At 53.1% G+C, this 24997-nt stretch carries 22 protein-coding genes and 1 pseudogene; 19 read left to right on the forward strand and 4 right to left on the reverse strand.

Going from position 1 to position 24997, the window contains the following annotated elements; translation table 11 throughout:
• The first annotated feature begins 2 nt into the window (after positions 1–2).
• From bchM to ABWP81_RS00190, 12 genes are read left to right on the forward strand one after another with little or no spacing between them, the layout of a single operon-like run.
• Complete coding sequence (bchM, locus tag ABWP81_RS00135) at positions 3–701, forward strand: magnesium protoporphyrin IX methyltransferase (protein ID WP_353138013.1); 699 nt, start codon at positions 3–5, stop codon at positions 699–701.
• Positions 698–2134 (forward strand): BCD family MFS transporter, encoded by a 1437-nt coding sequence (locus ABWP81_RS00140; protein ID WP_353138016.1) that lies wholly within the window; start codon positions 698–700, stop codon positions 2132–2134. The genes bchM and ABWP81_RS00140 overlap by 4 nt, the downstream gene beginning before the upstream one ends.
• Before the next feature lie 21 nt (positions 2135–2155).
• Complete coding sequence (puhA, locus tag ABWP81_RS00145) at positions 2156–2917, forward strand: photosynthetic reaction center subunit H (RefSeq protein ID WP_353138019.1); 762 nt, start codon at positions 2156–2158, stop codon at positions 2915–2917.
• A gap of 53 nt (positions 2918–2970) precedes the next feature.
• Positions 2971–3642 (forward strand): photosynthetic complex putative assembly protein PuhB, encoded by a 672-nt coding sequence (puhB, locus tag ABWP81_RS00150; RefSeq protein WP_353138022.1) that lies wholly within the window; start codon positions 2971–2973, stop codon positions 3640–3642.
• Positions 3639–4112, forward strand: coding sequence for a photosynthetic complex assembly protein PuhC (puhC, locus tag ABWP81_RS00155; RefSeq protein ID WP_353138025.1), 474 nt, complete (start codon positions 3639–3641; stop codon positions 4110–4112). Before puhB ends, puhC begins: the two co-directional genes overlap by 4 nt.
• 43 nt (positions 4113–4155) lie before the next feature.
• A complete protein-coding gene (acsF, locus tag ABWP81_RS00160) occupies positions 4156–5232 on the forward strand; it encodes a magnesium-protoporphyrin IX monomethyl ester (oxidative) cyclase (RefSeq protein ID WP_353132387.1) in 1077 nt (358 codons plus the stop codon).
• A 31-nt stretch (positions 5233–5263) separates the two neighbouring features.
• On the forward strand, positions 5264–6115 hold the full coding sequence (puhE, locus tag ABWP81_RS00165) for a putative photosynthetic complex assembly protein PuhE (RefSeq protein WP_353138028.1): 852 nt from the start codon (positions 5264–5266) through the stop codon (positions 6113–6115).
• Positions 6090–7670, forward strand: a complete 1581-nt coding sequence (locus ABWP81_RS00170) for a phytoene desaturase (RefSeq protein ID WP_353138031.1) — start codon at positions 6090–6092, stop codon at positions 7668–7670. Before puhE ends, ABWP81_RS00170 begins: the two co-directional genes overlap by 26 nt.
• A 22-nt stretch (positions 7671–7692) precedes the next feature.
• Complete coding sequence (locus ABWP81_RS00175; protein ID WP_353132396.1) at positions 7693–8730, forward strand: phytoene/squalene synthase family protein; 1038 nt, start codon at positions 7693–7695, stop codon at positions 8728–8730.
• Positions 8731–8739: 9 nt separating this feature from the next.
• Positions 8740–8928, forward strand: a complete 189-nt coding sequence (locus tag ABWP81_RS00180; RefSeq protein ID WP_353138034.1) for a hypothetical protein — start codon at positions 8740–8742, stop codon at positions 8926–8928.
• Positions 8918–9370 (forward strand): DUF2269 family protein, encoded by a 453-nt coding sequence (locus tag ABWP81_RS00185; RefSeq protein ID WP_353138037.1) that lies wholly within the window; start codon positions 8918–8920, stop codon positions 9368–9370. The genes ABWP81_RS00180 and ABWP81_RS00185 overlap by 11 nt, the downstream gene beginning before the upstream one ends.
• A gap of 13 nt (positions 9371–9383) precedes the next feature.
• Positions 9384–10334, forward strand: coding sequence for a short-chain dehydrogenase/reductase (locus ABWP81_RS00190; protein ID WP_353138040.1), 951 nt, complete (start codon positions 9384–9386; stop codon positions 10332–10334).
• Positions 10335–10339: 5 nt separating this feature from the next.
• On the opposite strand, the gene ABWP81_RS00195 is transcribed toward ABWP81_RS00190, so the two are convergent.
• Positions 10340–12265, reverse strand: coding sequence for a VWA domain-containing protein (locus ABWP81_RS00195; protein ID WP_353138043.1), 1926 nt, complete (start codon positions 12263–12265; stop codon positions 10340–10342).
• Positions 12266–12274: 9 nt separating this feature from the next.
• Positions 12275–13315, reverse strand: coding sequence for a magnesium chelatase ATPase subunit I (gene bchI, locus ABWP81_RS00200; RefSeq protein WP_353138046.1), 1041 nt, complete (start codon positions 13313–13315; stop codon positions 12275–12277).
• A 331-nt stretch (positions 13316–13646) separates the two neighbouring features.
• Between bchI and dxs the strand changes: the two genes are divergently transcribed.
• The 7 genes from dxs to ABWP81_RS00235 all read left to right on the forward strand — a co-directional run bounded on the left by dxs (position 13647) and on the right by ABWP81_RS00235 (position 23242).
• Positions 13647–15524, forward strand: coding sequence for a 1-deoxy-D-xylulose-5-phosphate synthase (gene dxs, locus ABWP81_RS00205; protein ID WP_353138049.1), 1878 nt, complete (start codon positions 13647–13649; stop codon positions 15522–15524).
• Positions 15524–16777 carry a glutamyl-tRNA reductase gene (hemA, locus tag ABWP81_RS00210; RefSeq protein ID WP_353138052.1) on the forward strand — a complete coding sequence of 418 codons (1254 nt, stop codon included), beginning with the start codon at positions 15524–15526 and terminating at the stop codon, positions 16775–16777. The genes dxs and hemA overlap by 1 nt, the downstream gene beginning before the upstream one ends.
• Positions 16778–16839: 62 nt before the next feature.
• On the forward strand, positions 16840–17727 hold the full coding sequence (chlG, locus tag ABWP81_RS00215) for a chlorophyll synthase ChlG (protein WP_353138055.1): 888 nt from the start codon (positions 16840–16842) through the stop codon (positions 17725–17727).
• Entirely contained in the window at positions 17724–19100 is a 1377-nt protein-coding gene (locus ABWP81_RS00220; RefSeq protein ID WP_353138058.1) for a BCD family MFS transporter, read from the forward strand. The genes chlG and ABWP81_RS00220 overlap by 4 nt, the downstream gene beginning before the upstream one ends.
• On the forward strand, positions 19090–20301 hold the full coding sequence (locus ABWP81_RS00225; RefSeq protein ID WP_353138061.1) for a geranylgeranyl diphosphate reductase: 1212 nt from the start codon (positions 19090–19092) through the stop codon (positions 20299–20301). The genes ABWP81_RS00220 and ABWP81_RS00225 overlap by 11 nt, the downstream gene beginning before the upstream one ends.
• A 132-nt stretch (positions 20302–20433) precedes the next feature.
• Positions 20434–22182 carry an ABC transporter transmembrane domain-containing protein gene (locus ABWP81_RS00230; RefSeq protein WP_353132426.1) on the forward strand — a complete coding sequence of 583 codons (1749 nt, stop codon included), beginning with the start codon at positions 20434–20436 and terminating at the stop codon, positions 22180–22182.
• Positions 22183–22213: 31 nt separating this feature from the next.
• Positions 22214–23242, forward strand: coding sequence for an NAD(P)H-binding protein (locus ABWP81_RS00235; protein ID WP_353138064.1), 1029 nt, complete (start codon positions 22214–22216; stop codon positions 23240–23242).
• Positions 23243–23261: 19 nt separating this feature from the next.
• Here ABWP81_RS00235 and ABWP81_RS00240 read toward each other — a convergent pair whose 3' ends face one another.
• The gene (locus ABWP81_RS00240; protein WP_353138067.1) at positions 23262–23570 is read right to left on the reverse strand and encodes an SDR family NAD(P)-dependent oxidoreductase; all 309 of its coding nucleotides are present in this window, start codon (positions 23568–23570) and stop codon (positions 23262–23264) included.
• Between the two features lie 67 nt (positions 23571–23637).
• Positions 23638–24743 (reverse strand): annotated as a pseudogene (gene hemE, locus ABWP81_RS00245) (uroporphyrinogen decarboxylase).
• Between the last annotated feature and the right edge of the window lie 254 nt (positions 24744–24997).

The raw sequence follows: 24997 nt of genomic DNA on the forward strand, positions 1-24997 counted from the left end.
AAATGAGCGACATCTCTTACGAACAACGCCGCGGACAAATCGAAAACTACTTCGACCGCACGGCAGTTGCCGCTTGGGCCACATTGACCTCCGATGCGCCCGTGGGCCGCATTCGCGCCACCGTGCGTGCAGGCCGCGATCAAATGCGATCGACCTTGGTCTCATGGTTGGGGCAAGACCTGAAGGGTAAACGCATTTTGGATGCGGGTTGTGGAACGGGTGCCTTGGCGGTAGAGGCCGCACGCCTCGGTGCTGAAGTGGTGGCCATTGATTTGTCGCCCACCTTGGTTGACTTGGCGCGGGAAAGAATCCCTGCCGACATAGCGCACTTGGTTGAGTTTCACAGCGGTGACATGCTCGACAAAGGCTTGGGCCACTTTGACCATGTGGTGGCCATGGACTCCATCATTCACTACGAAACCGACCACGCGGTTCAAGCACTGGCCCAGTTGGCTGAGCGCACGCGCAAGTCGATTGTGTTTACTTTTGCGCCGCGCACACCCATGTTGGCCATGATGATTTCCGTGGGGCGCTTGTTGCCTAGAAGCGACCGCGCACCTTGGCTTGAGCCCATGGCCGAGACCCGTATTGCCGAGCTCATGAAGACCCACGAATCATTGAACAGTTGGCATTGCGCACGCGCACACAAAGTGTCGAGCGGTTTTTACAAATCCAAAGCGATGGAGTGGGTACGCTCATGAGATCCAAAACGTTTGCCAAGTTTGCCAAGCAAATGCCTGCGGGCTGGCTGCCGTTTGCGGACGTGGCCAGCCCAGGCTTGCCGATGACTAGGTTGTTACGTTTGTCCTTGTTCAAGTTCACCATGGGCATCACCACCGCCTTGATGATCGGCACGCTGAACCGCGTGATGATTGTTGAATTGTTGGTGCCCGCTTGGTTGGTGTCGATGATGTTGGCGCTGCCCCTTTTGGTGGCACCGTTTCGCGCCGTCACGGGTTATCAATCGGATATTCATATCTCTGCATTTGGGTGGCGACGGGTGCCCTATATGTGGGGCGGCACTTTGATTCAATTTTTGGGTCTTGCGGTCATGCCTTTTGCCTTGTTGGTCTTGTCGGGCGGTGGGCAAGTTCCAGTGCCTGATTGGGTGGGTCAAGGCGCTGCAGCCATCGCTTTCTTGATGGTGGGTGCAGGCTTGCAAACCTCACAAACAGCAGGGCTGGCCTTGGCCACCGACCAGGCCAGCGAAGAAACACGGCCGCGCGTGGTGGCCCTGATGTACACCATGCTCTTGGTAGGTGCGGTGTTTGGAAGTTTGGTGTACAGCTTTTTGTTGGCCAAATTCACACCAGAAATTTTGGTGCAAGTCGTTCAAGGCACTGCCTTGGTGGTGTTGCTGCTGAACGGCCTGGCCCTTTGGAAGCAAGAGCCTCGCAACCCTGAGCATTTGAAGGCAATGAAGACCCAAATTCGGCGCCCTTTCAAAGCGGTTTGGGCTGAGTTCATTGCTATACCAAACGCCAAACGCTTTTTGTGGGCCACCGCACTGGGCACCATGGCCTTCAACATGCAAGACATTGTGCTGGAGCCCTATGGCGGTGAAATTTTGAAATTGAGTGTGGGTGCCACCAGTGCGTTGACGGCGATGTTGTCAGGCGGCGGTTTGTTGGGCTTTTTTGTCGGCGGCCGCCAATTGGCCAAAGGCATAGACCCTATGCGGTTGGCAGCGTATGGCGCATTGGCAGGTTTGCCGGCCTTTGCTGCCGTGATTTTTTCAGCCCCACTAGATGCTGGATGGTTATTTAGATTTGGTGCATTTGGTATTGGGTTTGGCGGCGGCTTGTTTGCGGTGGGTACTTTGTTTACGGCCATGCGTCTAGAGGCGGCTTACTTGGGCCTGGCCTTGGGCGCTTGGGGTGCTGTGCAAGCAGCAGCATCCGGTTTGTCCATGTTCTTAGGCGGTGCTTTGCGCGATGCCGTGAACACGCTCAGCGCGCAAGGTCTTTTAGGGGAGGGGCTGACAGACCCTTCAGTGGCTTACAGCATGGTCTACCACGTCGAAATGCTTTTGTTATTCCTCACCCTGATCGCTGTAGGGCCCTTGGTCAAACGCAGCGCCTCTTTTTCAATCGCTGCCCCCTCAACACTCGGGTTGACCGAGTCACGCATTTAGTTGTTCAAAGGAGAAGTCATCATGCAAACAGTCGGCAACATCACTGGTTATGTAGACATAGCGCAAATACTGCTTTATGTATTTTGGATATTTTTTGCTGGTCTTATTTGGTATCTGGTCGCGGAAGGCCATCGCGAGGGTTACCCCCTGGAGTCCACCAGCAGCGGACGCGCAGTGTTCAAAGGGTTTCCCATTCCAGCCCCTAAAACCTACCTACTCGAAGGTGGCAAAACTGTCACGGTTCCTGACCTCACACGCAAAGAGCCGCCTTATAACGGCGCGCCAATAAGTCGCAGCTCTTTTGCCGCTCTTGAGCCCAAAGGGGACGCCATGATCGCATCCGTGGGGCCAGGCGCTTATACGATGCGCGAAGATGTGCCCGAAAGAACATCTCATGGCGTTCCACTGATTCAACCTTTACGGATCGCCAGCGATTACACCGTCGCACCGCAAGATGTCGATCCGCGCGGCTTGCCCGTCATGGCGGGTGACGGCAAACAAGGTGGCACGGTCAAAGACATTTGGATTGATTCCGCTGAAATGATGTTCCGTTATTTGGAAGTCGAAATTGATGGTGGAAAGACTGTTTTGTTGCCCATCACGTTTTCCCTGATTCGCAGAAATCAAGTTGAAGTGCATGCTGTTTATGCACGTCACTTTGCTTCTGTACCTGCTCTAAAAAATCCAGATCAGGTGACTAAATTAGAAGAAGAAATGATCAGCGCTTACTACGGTGCCGGAACTTTGTATGCCGATCCCAAACGCAGTGAGCCGCTGATTTAAGAATTCACAGCTCTACAAACGCATGTTGAATAAATAGCTGAAGAGGAATCAAAATGCCCATCGAAAACCTTGGCCATGAATACGAGTTTGAACCCCAGTTCGGCTTGCCCGAAAGGCTGCCTTCGGATGAGTTCATTGTTTGGCAAGGATCGCCAGATGTTGCCGCGTTGGCCTCATCAGCTTTTCACATCAAAAAATTGGCCATCTATTTTGCGTTGCTCATCATTGCGTGCGCGTGGCCTGCGCTTGAAGAAGGGGCCAGTGTCATGGCCGTGTTGCTGTCGGTCAAATGGATTGCGCCATTGGCTTTAGTGGGTCTGGGGTCTGTTTGGATGCTGGCTTTCATGACTTCTCGCACAACGGTCTACACCTTGACCAACAAGCGTGTGGTCATGCGTTTGGGCATTGTGTTTACCGTGTCTTTTAACTTGCCCTTGAAGCAAGTGGCGGCGGCGGATGTCGGCTTGTTGAAAGGCGGCTTTGGTGACATTACTTTGGCGTTGAAAGGTTCAGACCGCATTGCGTGGGTTCATTTATGGCCCAGCGTGAGGCCTTGGCGCCTGACCAAGCCAGAACCAACTTTGCGTGCCATTCCCCAAGTGCAAATGGTTTCTGAGAAGTTGAGAGATGCTTGGACTCAAGCCACGGGCTTGGCTGCCAATGCAACGCCAAGTGATCAGGCTACCAGTTCAAAGACCCATCAGTTGCAAGTGAGTTTGACATGAGCGACACATCTCACGTATCAACATTGGCCCACAAAGCCACACCCGATCACTTTCCTCAGTGGGTTTTGTTTTGCGCGGCTGGATTCATTGCTTTCTCACTCATCTCAGTCGGCTTGGTTCGTATCACAGGGAACGGCCCAGACCAAAAGGCTGCAGCGCCAACGATGCAACGCTCGCTTGTTTTTCAAGACCATCATGACGGTGGTGTCCGTGTGGAAGATGGTATGACGGGTGACACGTTGGTGGTCTTGCACGGCGAGCAAGGTTTTGTAAGAGGCGCTCTCCGTGCCTTGACCCGAGAAAGATATTCACGGGGCATTGGTTCTACTGCGCCTTTTGAATTGATTGCCCGAGTGGATGGTCGGGTCACTTTGTTTGATCCCAGCACGGGGCAGCGCGTGGACTTAGAGTCGTTTGGCCCTACCAATGCGGCTGAATTCACAAGGTTTTTTGCCATGAAGCCCGATTAAATAGCAACTTATTTAACTTTTTCCAAACTTGGAGTCTCGTTTTATGCAAGCCACAGCAACCATTGATAGCGCCGAAAAAGCATCCCAAAAAGCGGTTGAGAGCACCATGCTCAGCCCTCGCTTTTACACCACAGACTTTGCGGCCATGGACAAGCTGGACATGTCCCCCATGCGAGCTGAGTGGGACAAGATGATGGCGGAATACGAAGGTGACAACAACCACGATCACTTTCAGCGTGATGAAGAATTTGCCAAGGAAGTGGCTGAAAGATTTTCCCAGGTCAGCCCAGAAATGCGTCAAGAGTTTTTAGACTTTTTGATTTCTTCGCTCACCTCCGAGTTTTCAGGCTGCATTTTGTACAACGAGATTTTCAAAAATGTTGAAAATCCAGACATCAAGCAGTTGATGCGTTACATGGCACGCGATGAATCGCGACACGCGAGTTTTATCAATCAGTCGTTGAAAGACTTTGGCCTCGGGATCGACTTGGGTGATCTCAAGCGCACCAAGGCCTACACCTACTTCAAACCCAAATACATTTTTTACGCGACTTATCTGTCCGAGAAAATTGGTTACGCCCGCTACATCACCATCTACCGTCAACTGGAAAGGAATCCAGACAAGCGCTTCCACCCCATCTTTCGATGGTTTGAGCGTTGGTGCAACGACGAGTTTCGCCACGGTGAATCGTTTGCACTGATCATGCGTGCCAACCCGCATTTGCTGCGTGGCGGCAACGTGTATTGGATTCGCTTTTTCTTGGTCGCTGTTTACGCCACGATGTTTGTCCGTGACCACAGCCGTCCTATGTTGCACCAAGAGATGGGCCTTGAGTCGACCACCTACGACTACGAAGTGTTCCGCATCACCAACGAAATCACCAAGCAAGTCTTTCCAGTGAGCTTGGACATCGACAACCCAGTTTTTAGAGATTGCTTGTCGCGCTTGTTCTATGTGCAAACCCAAATGGACGCAGCCAAAGCCAAGGGGGGCTTGGTGGGCCATTTACAGCGTGCACGTTGGGCTATTTCGGGTGGTCTCACATTTCTTCGTTTGTACTTTTTGCCAGTCAAGCACCATGCTCTGCCAGCGGATGTTCGCATGGTGCCTGCTTGGTAATGTTGTAGCCAATAGACACTGAAAGCCAAGGATGTCCGACACCTTTATTGCGCTGGGATTTGCGATTTTTATCTGGTGGTTCAGCACCGGTATCGTGATTCTTTTAAATCGCATGTCGCAGACGGCGGTGACCATGAGTTTGGTTATCTCCTCTGCGTTGGGGTTGGGTGCCTTGGTCGGTTTGTCCCACACTGCGCAACAAACGGGCGTTTTGGGTGCTTACTGCGCGTTCACCTGTGCCTTGCTGGCTTGGGGTTGGAACGAGTTGAGTTTTCTCACAGGGTGGATCACAGGCCCGCAAAAAACAGCCATCTTGAAAAGCACAACGGGAATGCCACGATTTGTAGCGTCCTTTAATGCTGTGCTTTGGCACGAGTTGGCGATTCTCCTGGTGGGCGTGGCCATTGTGGCGATCACTTGGGACGCTCCAAATCAAGTGGGTACGGGCACGTATTTGGTCTTGTGGATCATGCGCACCAGCGCCAAATTGAACCTGTTCTTTGGTGTCCGAAATTTGAGTGAAGAATTTTTGCCTACGCACTTGGCCTATTTGGAAAGCTTCTTCAAGCGCCGCCGAATGAATGCATTTTTCCCTTTTGCGGTTGTCACGGCCAGTGCCTGTTTGTGGTTTCTGGTGGAGTTTGCCAACCAACCCATGATCACCCCCGCGCAATTGGTGGGCGCGGTCTTGGTGGGCACCATGTTGGCATTGGCCATTTTTGAGCACCTGATGTTGGTACTGCCGCTAGACACCACGGCCTTGTGGCGCTGGGCCATTCGTAAAAAACAAACCATGCAAACACCTGTTGTCTTTGAGGCGCATGTGCCGCCAGTGTTGCCTAACCCTTTGGACTCCCATGACAAATCTTTACAAGTCAATTAAGACCGACGGTGGCGCAGATGGTGGTGGCGGTCAAAGCCACCCTATGAGTTCTGACTCTGAACTAAGAGATCGTTCACCAACGGCCATCGTGATTGGTACTGGTTTTGGTGGACTGGCTGCCGCCATCCGTTTGAGCGTTAAAGGTTATCGCGTTCAAATGTTGGAGAAACTCGACGCTCCAGGTGGCCGCGCCTATGTGCACAAGCAAGATGGTTTTACTTTTGACGCGGGCCCCACCATCATCACCCTGCCGCACCTCATTGCCGAGCTGTTTACTTTGTGTGGTCGAGAAATGAAAGACCACGTCGATCTGCGCTTGATGTCGCCTTTCTACCGCATCCGGTTTGACGATGGCACGCACTTTGACTACAGCAACAACGACGCGCAGATGCTTGAGCAAATTGCCAAGTTCAGCCCCGAAGATGTGCAAGGTTTCAAGAACTTGATGGTGGCCTCTGAGAAATGTTTTCAACTGGGCTTTGTTGAGCTAGGTATGGTGCCCTTTGAAACCATTGGCGACGTGATCAAGGCCATGCCTAGCTTGGTTCGCATGCAAGCTTGGCGCTCCATTTACAGTTTGGTGGCCAAGCACATCAAGCACCCTAAGTTGCGCATTGTCATGAGCTTTCACCCCTTGCTTATTGGTGGCAATCCTTACTCCGTCACTTGCGTTTACTCCCTCATTCATTCCTTAGAGCGTCGCTGGGGCGTGCACTCTGCCATGGGCGGCACCGGCGCCATCGTGCGTGAATTGGTGAAGCTGCTTGATGAACGCCAGGTGCCTATTCGTTACAACGCACCTGTCACACGCATTCGTGTAGAAGACGGCCGAGCCAAAGGCGTGGAGTTGGCCAACGGTGAGTACTTGCCTGCCGACATTGTGGTGAGCAACGGCGATGCATCATGGACGTACCGCCACCTGATTGACCCGAAGCACCGCAAGCATTGGACCGACAAGCGCATTGCCAAAGGCAAGTATTCGTCGGGCTTGTTCGTTTGGTACTTTGGCACCAATCGAAAGTACGAAGATGTGCCGCACCACATGATGGTCTTAGGCCCACGCTACAAAGGCTTGTTGCAAGATATTTTTAAAAATCACAAGCTGTCCAAAGATTTCAGTTTGTATTTGTACCGACCTACCGCCACCGATCCATCGCTAGCGCCAGAGGGTTGCGACAGTTTTTATGCGCTGTCGGTGGTGCCCAACTTGAGCAGCGAGACCGATTGGCCCGCCATCACCGAGCAGTACCGCGATGCCATCGCCACCGTGCTGCAAGAAAGTGTGTTGCCTGATTTGAAGCAGCACGTGGTGTCGTCCAAAGTCACCACGCCGCAAGATTTCCAAGACCGCCTGTGGTCATACAAAGGTGCAGGTTTTGGTCTCGAACCCATCTTGGTTCAAAGTGCATGGTTCCGGCCCCACAACAGATGCCAAGATATAGAAGGTTTATTTATGGTGGGTGCCAGTAGTCAGCCAGGTGCAGGCGTGCCCAGTGTGTTGATGTCCGCAAAAATGCTTGAACAGGTGGTCCCCGATGTCAAATCATTTGTCTGATCCAACTTTAAACTCGCCGCCCGTGTCCTTGCCATATGACTTAGAGGCGTGCACAGCGTTGATGCGGGGTGGTTCAAAGTCCTTCTTCGCAGCATCACGCTTATTGCCTGTGCGAGTTCGGCCCCCCGCCATTGCCCTGTATGCATTTTGCCGTTTGGCCGACGATGCCATCGACGAAGGCGACGATCCGGTTCTGGCCATGGCCGATTTAAAGTCGCGCTTAGCGGCCATCTATGCAGGGCGTCCTGGTGCAGAAGACGCTGACCGCGCTTTGACCGTGGTGGTTCATCGATACGGGATTCCTATTGGCTTGCTAGAGGCCTTGTTGGATGGCTTCTTGTGGGATTCACAAGGCCGTCGCTACGAAACCTTGGCAGATGTCGAAGCCTATGGCGCCAGAGTGGCTGGCACTGTTGGCGCCATGATGTCCATCATCATGGGCGCAAGCACCGACACCGCTATTGCACGCGCAAGCGAGCTGGGCGTGGCTATGCAATTAACCAACATCGCCAGAGACATTGGCGATGATGCGCGCATGGGGCGCTTGTATATTCCTCGCGCATGGTTCCGCGAAATTGGCATGGACGCAGATGCTTGGTTGGCAAATCCTGTTTTTGATTCACGCATTGCGGGTTTCACCCAGCGCTTGTTGTTACGTGCTGACGCGCTGTACCGGCGGGGCGAGTTTGGTTTGTCTGAGTTGCCTTGGGACTGTCGTCCTGCCATTCAGGCTGCCCGTTTGGTTTATGCCGAGATCGGCAGTCAATTAGACCGCGAGGGTCTTGATTCTGTGAGCCACCGCACCGTGGTTTCAACGCCGCGCAAACTGGTTTTGATTGCGCGAGCCACGGCCGTCGCATTAAAAACCCCAGCAGTACCCGATGTGCCTTTGAGCCCTGTACCTGCCATCCATTATTTGGTAGATATCGTGAGTCGGGAGCGTCAACCATTGACCCAGAAAAAGCCTTGGACTTTGCCTTCTCGTAGTTTCGATGAACGCGTGGAATGGATGGTGGATTTGTTTGGTCGTTTGGAGCAACGCGAAAGAGTCAGCCGTTAAGTACCGGTGATGCTGAAAATTATTGAAGTAGTCGTTTTGATGGGTGCTGGCCTTTGCTTTGTGGTCTGGCAGTTTCGCGATCTGCGTCGTTCACGTGAGATCACTCGCAAGCAGCGCGAAGCAGAGCAAAACTCATCTATGAATACCGCTGCGCCCCCCCCAGATTCCCTTGAGAAGAAAGGGTCCGATGGCGGCTAATCTAAAGTTGATTCATTTGGTTTGCGCCTGCTTATTTGTAGGCAATGTGATTGTGAGCGGCATATGGGCTTTGTTGGCCGAGCGCACGCGCAACCACGCCATCATTCAATTTAGCAACCGCATGGTGTTGATCACCGATGTGCTTTTTACCTTGCTTGGGTCTTTGGGTATTGTTTGGACGGGTCATGGTTTGGCTCAGAACTACAGCGGCGGAGAAGGGCATCCATGGATTCAATGGTCCTATTTATTACTTAGCTTCTCGGGTGCAATTTGGTTGTTCGTGTTGGTCCCCATTCAGCTCAAGCAACGTGCTTTGCTGAAGAAAAGTGACACCGTTTGCGCAGACTATTGGCGTCTGTCGCGTATCTGGCAAATTGCGGGTGCCATTGCTACCTTGGTGCCCTTGCCCATTGTTTATTTCATGGTCACAAAGCCGCTGTGAGCCAGTTTCTGCCATGCGCTGGGTAAGCACCCATAAAGCGTCCAGGACGCCGATCAAGGGTCTCGTTGTTTTGATCACAGGCGCTGCCTCTGGCATTGGCGCTGCGACAGCCCTAGAAGTTTTGAATCATGGCGGCATTCCTGTTTTGGTTGATTGCGATGAAGCGCCGCTGGCTCTGATGGCTCAGCAATGCGGCGAAGACACCTTGTTTTTTGTGGCCGATGTGACGCAAATGGAAGCTATGTTGGAGGTGGTCGCAAAAACGCTGTCTGTGTTGGGCCGCATTGATGTGGTGTTTGCCAATGCAGGGGTGGCTGCTTTTGGACCTGTGGCCCATGTGGACCCAAGCGCCTGGCAGCGCTGTGTGGAGGTCAATGTTTTTGGCGTTTTCAACACGGTGCGATCTGCACTTCCTGCTTTGATGCAGCAGCAAGGTTATGTGTTGATCAATGCGTCGGTGTCATCCTTTGCCCATCCGCCAGCGATGTCTGCCTATGCGGCCAGCAAGGCAGCATTGGAGGCCATGGGCAATGTGCTGCGCCTTGAACTTCAGTCGCATGGGGTTGATGTCGGCGTGATGTATGCAGGATGGGTGCGTACGCCTCTTGTGGAAGAGGGCGCGCTGCATCCTGGTTTTGTGCGGTTGCGAGCCACCATGCCCGCATTTTTGAACAAGGAAACGTCTGCGCAAGACACGGCACGCCTCATTGTTCGTGCTATCTCAAGGCGCCAACGCGCCATTTTTATACCCGGTTGGTTGCGTATTTTGTTTGGTCTGAGGGCCTTGCTTCATCTGCCATTTGCCGAGCGCGAACTGCTCAAAGCAGCGCCTGATATTGAGCGTTCTTACCTAGAGGGCTTGGCCTCTGAAGGCGCGTTGGCATCGAGCTTTGGACCTCGAGAGCGAGAGAGAACATTGGCTCGCGCTAAGCAAACCAATGACGACGGTGCTTCGTCATCTTGAAAGGATTAGGCTGCAAGTCGCCTGATGTTGTCCATGGCTGAGGCCATGCGTTGCGCTTGAACCTGTGGCATCGGCATATAACTGCCACCCATGATGTGCGCCAGATTTTGCACTTGGGCGTCGGGCTGAAGTGAGGTGTCAATCCACAAGGCGCGATGCCCCGTTTGTCGCCATTGCGCAGCCCATTGCAGGGCATCGGCTTGGGCTTGGGCTCGACCTCCTAAGCCTTGCAGGTTGACGTTGGCGCGACCATCGCTGAGCACCACCAGGATGGGCGTCACGCCTTGGCGTTGAAGCTGAGTGGCTTGTTCGCACGCCATTTTTAAGGCCAGTGCCAAAGGCGTTCCGCCGCCGCCAGGCAAACCCGTCATGGCTCGTTTTGCGCGGACCAATGAACGTGTCGCTGGCAGTAGCAACTGCGCTTGCGCGCCTTTAAAAGCAACGATGCAAACGCTGTCACGCCGGGCGTATGACTGTTGCAGCAGCAGCTCGACAGCCCCCTTGGCTTCGGCCAATCTTTGCAGTGCGGCTGAGCCTGAGGCATCCAACGCCAAGATAAGACAGCTAGAGCTGTGTTGCTGGTAGCGGTGGACATGGAAGTCCTCTGCGCGAATGGCGACACGCCCCTGTTGAGCACCGCTTCTCAAGCGTTGCTTGGGTGCTGCTGCTCTTAGTGTGGCCAAGACATGCAAGCGCGCGTGACCCCCAGGCTTTCCAGGTCTGGGGGGTAGGGGCCTTCCGCGTTGCGAGCCTGAGCGGAATTGACCGCTTCTTCCTGAGGTGTTGCCAGAGTTGCGCCCAGCTTTGGTGAGCAAGCTAGCCAACACGTCGGATGGCAAGCTGGCCAATGCTGCTGCAATCATCATTTCTTGCAGATTCTCTGGGGAGGGCGTGTTGAGAGGAGCGTCTTCTTCTTCTTCTTCTTCTTCTTCAGTGTCTGAGTTTTCTGGGGACTCATCCGTGGGCGAGTTTTCTTCAGCAGGTTCTGCCGAATTAGATTCGCTATTTTCCTCTGGCGTTTGATCTGGCTCTGAATTGGGTTCTGAGTCGGGAGCTGAGCTGTTCTGAGGTTCTGTCTCTGCAGCGTTTTCTGTGGGCGCAGGTAACTGGGTAGCACGAGGCGCCAAGACGCGGCGTGCAGCAAACGCCAAATCTTCATCATTCACTTCGTTGCGCAAATGCAAAGCAGCGTGGCAACGGGCCACGCGCAATGCCAAGGTGGGGATGCGCAATGAGTCGATACCCAAGCCCTGCGCGGTGCTGCAAACGGCCAGTGCTTGCGTGTCGGTCCACCGAATGTGAGGCCATGCATGCCGCATACGTGCCAAGGCGGCAGATTCAATTTTTACGCTGACGCCATCTTGGCCGCTGTGAGGGTCGATCGTCTCAAGAGAGACGCCTGTGATGTCTGCAGGTGCAAGCTCTTGCAGATCAAACCACAAGCCCAGACGCTCTTGAAGTGCTGGGCTAATGGGTGCGTCGTCATTCATGGACTCATCTAAGGCCACCACGCCAAATTGCGTGCGAATCGAACCGTCTGTTTGCGCGTTGTTATTTAAAGGCGGCAATGATTGCTTGTCCATCGCTTGTGTCATGGGGGCAATCAAGGCGGGCGCCAAGCGCTCTGCCATGCTGATGAGAACGACGCCTTGGTCAGCTTGCTGCAGCAAACCCGATTGCATGTGCAAACGGCCTGATTGAAGTGTGAGCGACAAATCAATACCGCCCAACAAGCGCTCCACATCAACATTACCGGGCAACTTGACGGTGTTCAAACCTGCTTGAGAAAGATGTTGCAACCACTGTTCGCGTACGGGTCCAAAGGGTGCACGCAACCAAATACCACCAAAGCCGTGGGGATCAATTTGCAGCAGCTGCAACGATGTCATGGCATCGTTCCAGGTCTCAAGTCCTTTCAGGTCATCTGCCATTCACATGTCTCAAACAGCCAGAATATCTTGAAGGCATCTGTTGACACGTTCACCTGAATCGGTATCGTCCAGTGGGTTGCGACGCAAGCGGTGGCGCAAGGCCAGGGGCGCAATGGTTTTGAGGTGTTCAGCGTGAACCTTCTTTTTGCCTTGCATGGCCGCCAGTGCGCGAGTTGCACGCAATAGCGTTAACTCTGCGCGCAGGCCATCAGTGCCAAGCTGTTGACACAGGGTTGCGCACAGGGTGAGCATGTCGTCGTCGATCACCACAGATGGCAGCAATTTGCGCGCTTTGACGATGCGCTTTTGAAGTTTGTCACTTTCCTCTTGCCATTGGGCTTTGTAGGCATCGGGGTCTTTGTCAAAGGCGTCACGTCGCTTGATGACCTCTACGCGAAGCGCCACATCTTGCGGCGTTTTCACCTGTACCGATAAGCCAAATCGGTCGAGCAGTTGGGGGCGAAGTTCCCCTTCCTCAGGGTTGCCGCTGCCTACCAATACAAACCGTGCAGGATGACGAATGCTCAAGCCCTCTCGCTCGACCAAGTTTTCACCAGAGGCGGCCACGTCAATCAAGAGGTCTACCAAATGGTCATCCAACAAATTCACTTCGTCGATGTATAAAAAACCTCGGTGCGCCTGGGCCAATAAGCCGGGCGAAAATTCTTTGACGCCTTGAGAGAGTGCTTTTTCTAAATCGAGCGCGCCCACAATGCGGTCTTCTGTGGCGCCTAATGGCAAGTCCACCACGCTCACAGGCCTGTTTTCTGTCACCAGTTTGCAAACTTTTGAGGCGTGCAAGCCCTTTTCAGGCTGGCAGATGTGACAAGCCAGTGCGGGTTTGTTAGGGGCGCATTTGTAGGGGCACCCTTTGATCACTTGGATCGGAGGTAGTAAATCTGCCAAAGCCCTGACCGCAGTTGATTTGCCCGTGCCACGGTCACCTAAGACCAACACGCCTCCCACAGTGGGGTCGATAGCGACAACTTGGATGGCTAGCGTCATTTCGTCTTGACCGACGATCGCTGCAAAGGGAAACGTAGTTGCCATACTGATTTCTTCAATCCACTGAGTTCTTTACAGGCAATGATCTAAAACTTCAGCAAAACTGTCAAGTTAAATTTACACTTTTTGACTTAAAGCTTAGACTTCTAAGGTTTAGTCCTTATTAGAAGGTGTATGAGCCTTTTATGAGACTTGTAGTTGCGAAGAAGGCAATATTCAGAGGCAAATAGCGACCTTGGAGAGGCTTTGGCCCAAGGGAAAACGCTAATTTTTTAGCCCCCTCGGTTTAAAAAATCACAAAAAGTGTCAATTTAACTTGACGTTTTATCAAAAGGCGCTAAATTAAAGCTTGGTCAATCCTCGTACGAAGTCAATCATGGACGCCTTACTAGAACACATTCAGTCGCCTTCTCACTTGAGAAAGCTGTCGCGTGAAAGTCTGAAAGGACTGTCCATTGAGCTGCGCGAGCGTTTGATCGAGACAGTTTCACAAACCGGTGGGCACTTCAGCTCCAACTTGGGCACCGTTGAATTAACCCTTGCCCTTCACTATGTGTTCAACACGCCTGAAGATCGATTGGTATGGGATGTGGGTCATCAAACTTATGCGCACAAAATATTGACGGGTCGCAACGCTCGTATGGGCAGCTTGCGACAGCTCGGCGGCTTGAGTGGTTTTCCAAGGCGAGAGGAAAGTATCTACGACGCATTTGGCACGGCACATTCGTCAACCAGTATTTCTGCTGCTTTGGGCATGGCGGCCGCAGCCAAGCTTACGGGCAGTCAGCGAAAAGCCGTTGCGATCATTGGGGACGGCGCTTTGACTGCGGGCATGGCGTACGAGGCGCTGAACAATGCAGGCACCAGCAATTGCGATGTGTTGGTCATCTTGAATGACAACGACATGTCGATCAGCCCGCCCGTCGGTGCCTTGAACCAATATTTGGCAGAGCTGATGTCGGGGCGCTTTTATGCAGAGGCTAAAAAATTAGGTGGACAGATGTTGCGCAATGCGCCGCCGCTGTTTGCGTTGGCCCGACACCTAGAGCAACAAACACAAACCTTGATTCAGTCGAACACCATTTTTGAAAAGCTGGGATTTACCTATACAGGGCCCATCGATGGCCATGATGTGGATGGCTTGGTTGTGGCGATTGAGAAACTTTTCAAGGCGAAGGGGCCGCAGTTTTTGCATGTCGTCACGCGCAAAGGCAAGGGCTATGAGAAGGCCGAAATTGATCCCATCACGTATCACGGTCCTGGAAAATTCAATCCTTCGGTGGGTGTGGTCGGAGCCGTCAGTACAAAATTAACATTCACGCAGGTCTTCGGGCAATGGCTGTGTGATGCTGCGGCCAAAGATCCCCGCTTGGTGGCCATCACGCCTGCTATGCGAGAGGGGTCGGGCATGGTGGAGTTCAGCCAACGTTTCCCCAATCGCTACCACGACGTGGGCATTGCTGAGCAGCATGCCGTTACCTTTGCGGCGGGTTTGGCGTGTGAGGGACTGAAGCCCGTGGTGGCCATTTATTCCACATTTTTGCAGCGTGCTTATGACCAACTTATTCACGATGTAGCCTTGCAAAACTTACCGGTCGTATTTGCATTGGACCGGGCTGGGTTGGTGGGTGCTGACGGACCCACGCATGCGGGTATGTTTGACATTGCCTTTGTACGCTGTATTCCCAATATGAGCGTGGCTTGCCCGGCGGACGAAAACGAGTGTCGCCAGTTGTTGAGCTCGGCCTACGCGCAGGATCATCCAGTTACCGTGCGCTACCCCAGGGGCGCAGGCGTTGGCGTTGAATTACAAAAAGATTTAGCGCCTTTGCCGTTTGGTAAGGCGCAGGTTGTTCGCCAAGGGGAAGGCCTTGCCATTTTGTGCTTTGGCCCCTTGCTTTACGAAGCACAGAAAGTGGCTCAATCGTTGAATGCAACGGTGGTAAATATGCGCTGGGCCAAGCCCCTTGATTTGCAAACGTTGCGAGAGATTGCCCAATCGCATGACCGGTTGGTCACGCTGGAAGATGGGACGCGAATGGGTGGTGCTGGGTCAGCAGTGCTTGAGGCTTTGCAGGACATGAAAATCTCTAGCCAAGTCCTGATCATGGGGTTTGAAGATGAGTTCACCGAGCATGGTGACCCTGGCCTGTTGATGCAGCAATACGGACTGACTGCAACCGGGATTCAAAGAGGTATTGAAGCGCGTTGGCCGATGGTTCAGGCCGCCCCCAGCCTTAGAAGGGTTGTTTGATGGCTGTTTGGACATTGGGTCTCAATCACCGCACCGCACCGATTGATTTGCGAGAGCGGTTTGCATTTGCCTCTGAAGGGCTGGAGAAGTCTTTACATGGCTTACGGCAAAGATTTGAATCGCACAAAGAAGTGACGATTTTGTCCACCTGCAACAGAACCGAAATTTATTGTGCAGGCGACGAGATCCACATTCCCCAAACTTTGGCTTGGCTGGCAGAGGCGGGCAAAACCCAAGTTGATGTGTTGGCTTCTCACACGTATCGACTTGAAGGAGATGCCACCGCGCGTCATGCCTTCAGAGTGGCCAGCGGTCTTGACTCGATGGTGTTGGGTGAGTCTCAAATATTGGGGCAGCTCAAAGACGCGGTGAAGTTGGCCACTGACACAGGTTCACTGGGCACCACACTCAATCAACTTTTTCAACGCTCTTTTTCTGTTGCCAAAGAAGTGCGAACCACCACTGAAATTGGCGTCCATTCCATCAGCATGGCGGCGGCTTGCGTTCGTTTGGCCAGTGGTATTTTTGAGAATATCAAAGACACCCGCATTTTGTTTGTTGGGGCGGGCGAAATGATTGAACTGTGCGTGGCGCACTTCGCGGCCAAGGCTCCTCTTTCCATCACTATTGCCAACCGATCTGCGCAAAGGGCAGAGGCCTTGGCGTCTTTGCACGGTGCAAAGTGCATTGCGTTGGCTGATCTTCCTAAAAAGCTAAATGAATTTGATGTGGTGATTAGTTGTACGGCCAGTACCTTGCCGCTGATAGGTTTGGGTGCTGTTCAAAGTGCGCTTCGCACCAGAAAAAATCGGCCTATGTTTATGGTCGACCTCGCAGTACCTAGAGACATTGAGCCAGAAGTAAAAAAGTTGAGCGACGTGTATTTGTACACCGTGGATGATCTTGAGGACATCATTCAAAGCAGCCAAGCCCATCGGCAGGCCGCTGTCATGGATGCAGAAGTGATCATTGATGAAGGTGTTCAAAAATTTATGTCTTGGCTTGAACACAGACAACATGTCCCATTGATTCGTGAATTGAACGTGCAAGCAGACGCCTGGCGTCAAGCTGAATTGAGCAAAGCACGCAAACAACTAGAAAAGGGCGATGATTTAGACGCCGTTTTGGAATCACTGTCCATGGGCTTGATGAAAAAAATGTTGAATGGGCCCTTGCGAGAACTTCACCATGCAGAAACTGCTCGCATTGATAAAACCCGTGATGCGATTCGGCATATGTTTTTAAAGGCTTAGCCAAATCCACCAAAGGTGTAAACCCTAGTTGACACTTTTGGCTGTCATGGCAGAATTCTTACATGCAACGACCTGCCTTATCTACAGTCGCTGAGCTTTTAAAGCCCATCACATGGTTTCCCCCCATGTGGGCGTTCTCGTGCGGCGTGGTTTCTTCAGGCAAATCACTTTCTGACAATTGGATTTTGATCATTTGGGGTGTTTTGTTGGCCGGCCCGTTGGTGTGTGCCAGCAGTCAAGCTGTGAACGATTGGTTTGACCGACATGTGGATGCCATCAATGAGCCTAATCGCCCCATACCTTCTGGGCGCATGCCGGGTCACTGGGGTTTTTACATTGCTGTGTTGTGGACCCTGCTGTCTCTGCTTTGGGCTTGGCCCTTGGGAACTTGGGGTTTTGCGGCGACTTGCTTGGGTTTGTTGTTGTCATGGGCCTACAGCATGCCGCCAATTCGCTTAAAAAATAATGGCTGGTGGGGCAACGCGGCGTGTGGGCTGAGTTACGAAGGCTTAGCCTGGGTCACAGGGGCTGCCGTGATGCTGGGTGGCGAGATGCCCACGGAAAAGACGATCGTATTGGCCTTGCTTTATAGCTTCGGAGCCCACGGCATCATGACTTTGAACGACTTCAAAGCCGTAGAGGGTGATGCGCAGATGGGCGTGCGATCTTTACCCGTGCAATTGGGCGTGACCCGAGCGGCTTGCTCAGCCTGCACATTCATGTTGGCGGCGCAATGGGCTGTGGCCATTTTGTTATTGGAGTGGGGGTCTCCCCTATCTGCTTTTGCTGTGCTGGTGTTAAGTCTTTGCCAGCTGCCTTTGATGATTCGCTTTGTGCGCAGTCCTGTTGACAAAGCCCTGAGCGTCAGTGCGTTTGGCGTGCCCTTGTTTGTCAGCGGGATGATGGTGAGTGCTTGGTCCTTGCGGGCGCTGGAGGAGGCGGCCTTATGAACACATTGCCCATGTTCAGTTGGTTGCACATCGCCCGTCTAGGTCTGGTCCAAGCTTGTATGGGCGCGGTCGTGGTGGTGACCACTTCGACACTCAACCGCATCATGGTGGTGGAGTTGGCGCTTCCCGCCATGCTTCCCGGCTTTTTGGTCGGCTTTCATTACTTGGTGCAAATGGTGCGGCCCCGCATGGGCTTTGGCGCTGATCAAGGTAGGCGCTGTACACCTTGGATGATGGGCGGCATGTTTGTTTTGGCATTGGGCGGCTTTTTAGCAAGCCTTGCCACCGTGTGGATGGCGGACCAACTGAGTCAAGGAATTGCCTTGTCGATCTTGGCATTCATGTTGATTGGATTTGGCGTCAGTGCCTGTGGCACTTCGTTGTTGGTTCTCATGTCCAAGCGGGTGGCGGAGGCGCGGCGCGCACCTGCAGCGACCGTAGTTTGGATGATGATGATTGTGGGATTCGCCGTCACAGCCATCACCGTGGGGAAGTTATTAGAGCCCTACACACCGCAACGTTTGTTGGAGATCAGCGGCGGACTCAGCGTGTTGGTTGTGTTGATCGCATCTCTCAGCCTATGGAATTTAGAAGGACCGGTCGACTCGGCAACTTCAGAAATGGCTGCCGTTCCTCTTGAGGCGCAGCCAGAAAAGAATCAAGGGTTCAAGAAAACCTTGCACATGGTTTGGTCAGAGCCGCAGGCCAAGGCCTTCACCGTGTTTGTTTTTCTATCGATGTTGGCCTACAGCTCTCAAGACTTGATCTTGGAGCCCTTTGCAGGCGCTTTGTTTGGCCTTACACCTGGCGAGACCACTCAGTTGTCGGGCTTACACCACAGCGGTGTTTTGTGTGGCATGTTGGCCGTTGCTTTGGTGGGAAGTGGCCGTGTAGCGGGTCGCTTGGGTTCGATTCAAAGTTGGATGGTGGGCGGCTGTTGGGTCTCCGGCTTGGCGATGTTGGGTTTGTGCGTGGCGGCTGCTTATGGCCCGCCTTGGCCCTTAAAGCCCAATGTCATCTTGCTTGGCATGGCCAATGGCAGTTTTTCGATTGCAGCCATTGCCACCATGATGCGTTTAGCAACGGCGGGCGGTGATCAGCACGCAGGTACCCGCATGGGCTTGTGGGGCGCATCCCAAGCGATCGCGTTTGGTTTGGGTGGTTTGCTGGGCACGGCTGCCAGTGACTTGGCGCAGTATGTGTTGGCAGAAAAAGGTACGGCTTATGCGTACGTGTTTGGTTTTGAAGTTGCCATGTTTGTGTTGGCGGCGGCGTGTGCCATTTGGGTGGGTCGTTACGACCGCCAAGGGGCAGAGCAACGCCATATCCCTTTAGTCGTTGGTCATAGAAAGGACTTGAGTCATGAGTACTGAAACATATGATGTGGTTGTGATTGGTGGTGGGCCTTCTGGTGCCACAGCGGCAGATGACCTTGCTGGCCGTGGATGGAACGTGTTGTTATTGGACCGTCAAGGCCGCACCAAGCCTTGTGGCGGGGCTATCCCGCCGCGGTTGATCAAAGATTTTGAAATACCTGACCATTTGTTGGTGGCCAAAGCACGATGTGCACGAATGATTTCACCCAGAGACAACAAAGTAGACATTCCAATTGAGAATGGGTTTGTCGGGATGGTTAACCGCGATGAGTTTGATGAGTGGTTGCGTGAAAGAGCGCGGTCGCATGGGGCTCATCGTATGAAGGGGTTGTTTGAAAAGTTGACCCGAGACGACGATGGTGTTGCACGCATTCACATCGCATTGCAATCACCGTCCCCATCTAATGGGCATGCATCGCAGCCTGAATCCAGAAGTATTCGAGCCCGTTTTGTGGTCGGTGCGGACGGCGCCAAGTCTGAGGTGGCTCGTCAAACGGTCAAAGGCGCAGAGCGAACCAAGTATGTGTTTGCGTATCACGAGATCGTGCGGGCGCCAACGCAACAAGCCGATTACAGCGCCGACCGCTGCGATGTTTATTACCGTGGTGCTTTGTCGCCAGATTTTTACGGTTGGGTATTTCCCCACGGCGACACCATGAGCATTGGCACGGGTAGCGCAGACAAAGGTTTTTCATTGCGTGGGGCGGTGGCCAGACTGCGCGAAACGGCCGGCTTGCACAACGCTGAAACCTTGCGTCGCGAGGGTGCGCCCATTCCCATGAAGCCTTTGCCCCATTGGGACAATGGCAAAGATGTTGTGTTGGCGGGTGATGCTGCAGGTGTGGTTGCCCCGGCTTCAGGTGAAGGCATTTACTACGCCATGGCATGCGGTCGGATGGCAGCTGATGCGGTCGAAGAAGCCTTGAAAACCGGTGACGCTTCATGCCTGAAGAAAGCGCGCAAAACATTCATGAAGCAGCACGGCACTGTGTTTTGGGTGCTGGGCATCATGCAATATTTTTGGTACCAAAACGACAAGCGGCGTGAAAAATTTGTCACCATTTGCGAGGACAAGGATGTTCAGCAACTCACCTTTGAGTCCTACATGAACAAAGTGCTTGTGCGGAAAAAACCGATGGCGCATGTGCGTATCTTCTTTAAAGATTTGGCGCACCTTTTTGGCATGGTCAAAACGTGAGTGTTCCCAATCCTTTATTGGTCCTGTCCGTCGGTGCGTCTTTGACAGATTTGGGGCCTTGGGCATCATCTGGTCCGATTGAACTCAATGGGCCCTTTACTTAGCCGAGTGATGCAGAGATAAACTGAGCAGATGACATCTTCTCCAAAATCGCTCTCTGGATTACTCCCTTTTATTCGTCCTTACCGTTTGCAGGTTGTACTTGCGAGTTTATTTTTGCTTCTTGCTGCCGCCACAACCTTGGCATTTCCATTGGCCTTGAAGGTGTTGATTGATCAAGGCTTGGTGGCTCAGTCAGGAACGGATGTATTGGCCGAAAGGTTCTTTGAATTATTTTTGGTCGCTGCCGCTTTGGCCTTTTTTTCAGCGGGACGTTTTTATACAGTCAGTTGGCTAGGCGAAAAAATAACGGCTGACGTGAAAAACAAGGTCTACGCCCATGTCCTTGAACAAAGTCCCACCTTTTTCGAAACCACCCAATCGGGTGAGGTGTTGTCACGCTTGACGAGCGACACCACTTTGGTTCAAACCGTGGTGGGTTCTTCTTTGTCGATGGGGTTGCGCAATTTGGTGATGGGCATGGGCGCGGTAGGCATGTTGGTGTGGACCAATCCTTGGTTGATGCTGCAAGTGATCGGTTTGCTGATCGTGGTTGTCTTTCCCAGTGTCTATTTGGGGCGCAGGGTTAGACGCTTGTCTCGCGCCAGCCAAGACCGAGTGGCGGATTCAAGTGCCATTGCATCTGAGGTTCTCAATTCGATTTCGGTGGTGCAAAGTTACACCGCAGAAAAACGCGAAGCAGACCGCTTCACGGCTTCTACAGGGCAAGCTTTGGGCACTGCTTTGCGCCGAACGCGTGCACGTTCACTGTTGGTTGGCTTCATCATCCTGGCCTCAAGTGCAGCGCTGTTGTGGGGTTTGTATTTGGGCACCTTGTCAGTGCGTGCAGGCCACACGACGGCGGGCGAATTGGGGCAAACCATCGTTTATGTGATTTTGCTGGCCAGTGCTTTTGCCGTGTTAGGGGAGGTTTACGGCGATGTGTTGCGCGCCGCGGGTGCAACCGAGCGATTGATGGAGTTGTTGCACACGCGTTCAGATGTGAGCTCGCCCCAGCATCCGCAACACGCAGCTTGGCCTGCGAACGGGTCTAGTTTGGTACTGCGAGGGGTAAATTTCAATTACCCTTCCCGCCCTACGCAGCAGGCCTTGAACGCCCTGAGTGGTGAAGTGCATGCCGGGCAAACCGTGGCGATTGTGGGCCCCAGTGGGGCAGGAAAGTCGACCTTATTTTCTTTGTTGATGCGGTTTTATGCGCCGCAACAGGGCGAGGTTTTATTGGACGGCGTGCCCATCGCACAAATGGATTTGCATGATTTGCGTCAACGCATTGGTGTGGTGCCGCAAGAGGCGGTTGTGTTTTCTGGCACGGTGGTGGAGAACATACGTTATGGCAAGCCTGATGCAACTTTGGCCGAGGTCATGGCGGCTGCGCAAGCCGCTTTTGCGCAAGAATTTATTGCCGAATTGCCGCAGGGATACGACACCTATTTGGGCGACCGTGGTGTGCGTTTATCGGGCGGTCAACGCCAACGCATTGCCATCGCTAGGGCGATCTTAAAAAACCCGCCCCTCTTGTTGTTGGACGAAGCGACCAGCGCATTGGACGCCAACAGCGAACGCATGGTGCAAGCCGCGCTAGAGACTGCCATGCAGGGAAGAACAACTTTGGTGATTGCCCATCGTTTGGCCACGGTTCAACGTGCAGATTGCATTTGGGTGTTGGACAAGGGCCAATTGGTGGAGCAGGGCACGCACGCAGAGCTCATTGTCCGCGGTGGCTTGTATGCCAGCTTGGCCGCTTTGCAGTTTGCTGGGTAAAGTTTGATTCAAAACGGAATGAAAGAAAGCCATGCAAGCGAATGACTTTCCTGTTCCATTGACAGCCGGTCATTCAAGGCGCGTGCTCTTGCTGGGTGCCACTGGCACCATAGGCTTGGCGACGGCGCAGGCCTTAATTCAGCGTGGGTATGACGTGGTTTGTTTCGTGCGCCCTCGCCATAGCGCAAAGGGACAGATGACTCAAAGCTTGAAAGCATCGGCTTTAGAGGGAGCAACATTTCGGTATGGTGACCCCACCCACCCTGAGTCCTTGACGCGCGATGGTTTCGCACATGAGCATTTTGATGCGGTGATTTCATGCATGGCCTCCAGAACGGGTAGCCCTCAAGATGCTTGGCGTGTGGACCATCAAGCCCATGTGCATGCTCTTGAAGCGGCAAAAGCTTTGGGGGTCAAGCACTTCATATTGCTCTCGGCAATTTGCGTACAAAAACCATTGCTGGCCTTTCAGCATGCCAAGCTCGCTTTTGAAAAGGTCTTGATCGAGTCAGGACTGACCTACTCTATCGTTCGTCCGACAGCCTTCTTCAAATCTTTGTCAGGTCAGTTGGAGCGGTTGAAAAAAGGGAAGCCCTTTTTGATTTTTGGCGATGGCCAACGCACCTCTTGCAAGCCGATCAGTGACCATGATTTGGGTGATTTCATCGCAGGCTGTTTGGATGACACAGGTCGGCATAACCAAGTCTTGCCGATTGGTGGCCCTGGTTCTGCTATTACGCCGCGTCAGCAGGGCGAGTACTTGTTTCAACTACTGGGCAAAGAACCTCGATTCAAAAGCGTGCCCGTCGGTCTGATGGACGTCATCATTGGCGCCTTGAATGTGGTGGGCAAACTCATTCCAGCCGTTGCTGACAAAGCGGAACTGGCCCGCATTGGTCGCTACTACGCAACTGAGTCCATGCTGGTGTGGGATGCTGAGGCGAATCGTTACGACGCAGCGCTTACACCGTCGCACGGAAAGCAGACTTTATTTGACGCGTATGAAATGTGGGTGAGAGGCCAAACTGCGCCAGACAGAGGCGAGCATGCTGTTTTTTAAGGCGGGCCATTGACTCCAGTTAATTTGCAACACCCACCAACTTGTTGCTGAGATCCCAAAGCCGAATGCCCAACTGCAGCGCAAAGCCCTTGGATTGATAGACTTTCACAAACTTGCGAACGCTTTGCAAAGAGCCCAAGCCCAATTTCATGATGCTGAACTGTGTGGGATTCAATTGGAGTTCAGATGCAACACGCGCAGCTTTTTGTAGATCTCGGCAGGCAATCACCACATGCCACCCCTGTTGGATGAGGGCTTCAGTGGCGTAAAGACCAACGCCTGAAGAAGCGCCCGTGACAATGACGTGGAGTTGTTGAGTGGTATTCATAAAGCGTTTCTGCTTCTATTGAATCTGCAAGATCAATCCAAAAATTCATCGGTGTTGGTTAAACTTATCAATGCTTTCTTTGGGCACGCGAATAACGATGCACCGCCTCTACCAATACGGCGACATTTTCTGGCGGTGTGAACTGACTGATGCCATGGCCGAGGTTAAAAATATGCGTGGGGCCTGAGGTGTTGGGGTCTGTGTGGGGTGTGCCAAAGCTGTCCAGAACTTTGCGTACCTCTTGTTCAATGGCCGCTGGATTGGCAAACAACACATTCGGATCTAAATTCCCCTGCAGCGCTTTGCCTGCTTGACCCGCCAAGCCGCCAACGGCTTGGCGGGCCTTTGCCAGATTGACAGTCCAATCGAGGCCCAAGACGTCGCAGTCCAAGGTGTCCATGTCTTCCAGCCACAACCCGCCACCTTTGGTGAACACAAGGCGTGGGATCGTGTGACCTTCATGGCTGCGAATCAATTGGTCGAGTACCCGCCGGGTGTAAGTCAAACTGAATTTTTGAAATGCGCCGTCTGCCAGTACGCCGCCCCAGCTGTCAAACACCATTACCGCTTGCGCACCCGCTTTGATTTGTGCGTTCAAGTAGAGCGCCACGGCATCGGCATTGATCTGCAAGATGCGATGCATCAGGTCGGGTCTGCAGTACATCAAACTTTTGACATGGCGGTAATCGTCTGAGCCCGCACCCTCGACCATGTAGCAAGCCAAAGTCCAAGGGCTGCCCGAAAAGCCGATCAACGGTACACGGCCGTTCAAGGCTTTGCGAATTGAAGTGACGGCGTCAAAAACATAACGCAGTTTGTTCATGTCGGGTACGGCCAGTTGAGCGACGGCGGCTTCATCTCGGACGTTTTTAGCAAAGCGTGGCCCCTCGCCTTGTTCAAAGCTCAGCCCTAGGCCCATGGCATCGGGGACGGTCAAGATGTCACTGAACAAAATGGCGGCGTCCAATGGGTAGCGATCCAGGGGTTTCAAGGTCACTTCGGTAGCGAAGTCGACATTGGTAGCCAGTCCCATGAAACTGCCCGCCTTGGCGCGCGTGGCGCAGTATTCAGGCAGTTAGCGTCCCGCTTGCCGCATCAGCCAAACGGGCGTGTGTTCAGTCGCCTGGCGCATGCAGGCCTGCAGGAGGTGTTGTTTTGAAGAGGGGCGGTCATGAGAGTTGAAAATTAATGAGTTCAGGCGTTAGGCGAAGCGCTGTTTGGGAGACTTGGAACCGCGGCTTGCTGGAAGCGTGTTCGGCCAAAGGCATTTAACAATTTCCTTCCATCATTCACGGCGCAAACGGCGAGGGCGGCTGGATGGAAAGGGTATTTGGCTTTGAAAGTCGAGTCGATGACCGCTGATTGAAAATTGATTCATACTTCATCCGGTGTCACTTTGAATTTACATATGCAACTGTATCAACAAT

Origin of the sequence: Limnohabitans sp., from assembly GCF_040401135.1 — a bacterium.
GTDB lineage: Bacteria > Pseudomonadota > Gammaproteobacteria > Burkholderiales > Burkholderiaceae_C > Limnohabitans.